Here is a 2518-nt window from a genome sequence, read left to right as displayed (position 1 = left end):
ACCCCCGCGCCCCCCCCCCCGCCGGCGCCTGGGGCGGCGGGGGGGGCGCGGCCGCCCCCCCCCCACAACGGCCCGCGCGGCACGGGCCCGCGCGTCAGGGCCACCCCCCCCGCACGAGTTAGTCGCATCGGCTGAAGAAGACCCCACCACTTCGTTCTCCCGGCCAAGGCCGAGGCGTACCCCGGCTCCCTAACCTGGTGGCACCCCCCGGCCCACGACCCCTGGACGGTTCCCATGACGACCGAAGTCGACCACTCCCGATGGAACAATCTGCTCACCTCGACGGCGGCCAGGTACGACATCCCCGGCGCGACGCTCGCCTTCTCCGTCGGCGGCCGGATGTACGAGTTCGGTACGGGCGTCCTCAACCGGGACACCGGGGCGCCGGTGCGCACGGACTCGCTCTTCCAGATCGGGTCGGTCACCAAGGTGTGGACGGCGACCCAGATCATGAAGCTGATCGAGGAGGGCCGGTTCACTCTCGAAACGCCCGTCGTGGAGCTGCTCCCGGAGTTCAGGGTCGCCGACGCGGAGCTGAGCAAGGCCGTCACCGTACGGCATCTGCTCACCCACACCTCCGGTATCGACGGCGACCTCTTCCTCGACACCGGACGCGGCGACGACTGTGTGGAGAAGTACACCGCCGCCTGTGCCGACCTGACCGCGATACACCCCCTCGGGGCGACCCAGTCGTACTGCAACTCCGGATTCGTGGTGCTCGGCCGGATCATCGAGCAGGTCACCGGCAAGGGCTGGGACGCGGCCCTGCGCGAGCAGATCATCGAGCCGCTGGGTCTCACCCACACCGTGACCCTCCCGGAGGAGGTGCTCCGCCGCAGCGCCGCCACCGGGCATGTGGACGGCGCCGTCGCCCCGGTGTGGGGTCTGATGCGGTCGGTGGGTCCCGCCGGGCTGATCTGCGCCCAGGCGTCCGACGTCGTCCGGTTTGGACTGGCGCATCTCACCGACCGGCTGCTGAGTGCGCCCGGGGTGATGTGGGAGCCACAGGTCGGGATTCCGTGTCCGATGCCCTTCGCGTCCGAGTGGGGTCTCGGCTGGATGCTCGACACCGTCGACGGGCGCAGGGTCGTCTCGCACGGCGGGAACACCATCGGCCAGTCCGCGCTGCTCTGGGTCGTACCGGAGCTGGACTTCGCCGCCTGCGTCCTGATGAACGGCGGGGACTCCGCCGGATTCCAGCACGAGATCGGGACCCAGCTGTTCGGCGAGCTGCTCGGCCTTGAGGTCCCGGCCGCCGTGCGGCCCCCGGCCACCCCGGTCGACGCCGATCCGGCGCGTTTCGCCGGTGTGTACGAGAGCGTGGGCATGCGGTTGACGCTGACCGTACGGGAGGACGGCGGGCTCCGGCTGGAGTCCGAGCGCAAGGGCGATCTGGCCGCCGTGGACGACGACATGGCCTTTGATCTGGTCGCCACGGACGAGCGGACCTTCATCGGGCAGCTGCGCGGCGACAGCTGGGCACCCATGCGCTTCTACGAACTGGCCGACGGCACGCCCTATCTGCACTTCGGTGTCCGGGCCATCCCCAAGACCGGTTGAGAGGGATCTCCGTGGCAAGCGGTTCCCGTCCCGGCCGGGACGGACTCGGGAAGATCTTCGCCGATGCCGACGCGGAGGGGTTCCTCCATGTCCGCGATATCGACGGCGACGCCGAGATCGGCTTCGGCCCGGACGATCCGGTCGTCCTGGCCTCGGTGTTCAAGGTGCCGGTGGCACTCGCCTATGTGCGCCGGGTCGCAGCGGGCGAGCTGGATCCGACCCGACGGCTCACGGTGGTCCGGGCGGACAAGGAAGGAGGGATCGGCACCTGCGGCTGTCGCGACGAGGTCGGGATGAGCCTGCGCGACCTCGTCTTCATGATGCTGACGATGAGCGACAACGCGGCCACCGACGTCGTGATGCGAGAGCTCGGTCTTGACCACATCCACGCCGCCCTCGCCGCCCTCGGGCTCACCCGCACCTGGCTCATCGGGAACGGCCGGGACATGTTCACCGACGCGATACCGGGGCTCGACTTCGAGACGGAAGGCGCCCTCGACGCCCGGCTGGCGGCCATCCCGGAGGACGAACTGCGCTCACTCTCCCTGCGCGACCCGGAGCGTACGACCTCGGGAACCTCGCGGGAGATGACCACCCTGCTGGCCGCGGTCTGGCGGGACGAGGCGGGGACACCGGACGCGTGTGCCGAACTGCGCGGGATCATGGGGCAGCAGGTGTGGCCGCACCGGCTCGCCGCCGGATTCGAGGACGGGATCAAGGTGTCCGGCAAGACCGGGACCCTGTGGGGCGTCCGGAACGAGATCGGCGTCGTGGAGTACCCCGACGGGCGGCGTTACGCGGCAGCGGTCTTTCTGCGGCCCCGGTCGATGGCGCTGCGGCTCCCGAAGGCCGACGCGGCGATCGGCCGGGCGGCGCGGGCGGCGATCGACCTGCTGCGGGCCTGATCCCGCCGGGCCGTGGTCCCGGTCCTGGTCCCGGTCACGGGGCCGGGGGACCC

General features: G+C 71.0%; 2 protein-coding genes. Both read left to right on the top strand.

Going from position 1 to position 2518, the window contains the following annotated elements:
- Window positions 1–234: 234 nt before the first annotated feature.
- Window positions 235–1560 (top strand): serine hydrolase domain-containing protein, encoded by a 1326-nt coding sequence (locus ACWF94_RS38500; protein WP_453499627.1) that lies wholly within the window; start codon window positions 235–237, stop codon window positions 1558–1560.
- An 11-nt stretch (window positions 1561–1571) separates the two neighbouring features.
- Window positions 1572–2465 carry a serine hydrolase gene (locus ACWF94_RS38495; protein ID WP_453499625.1) on the top strand — a complete coding sequence of 298 codons (894 nt, stop codon included), beginning with the start codon at window positions 1572–1574 and terminating at the stop codon, window positions 2463–2465.
- Window positions 2466–2518: the final 53 nt, after the last annotated feature.

This window comes from Streptomyces sp. NPDC055078 (genome assembly GCF_053607985.1).
This window is presented reverse-complemented; position numbering and strand designations above follow the sequence as displayed.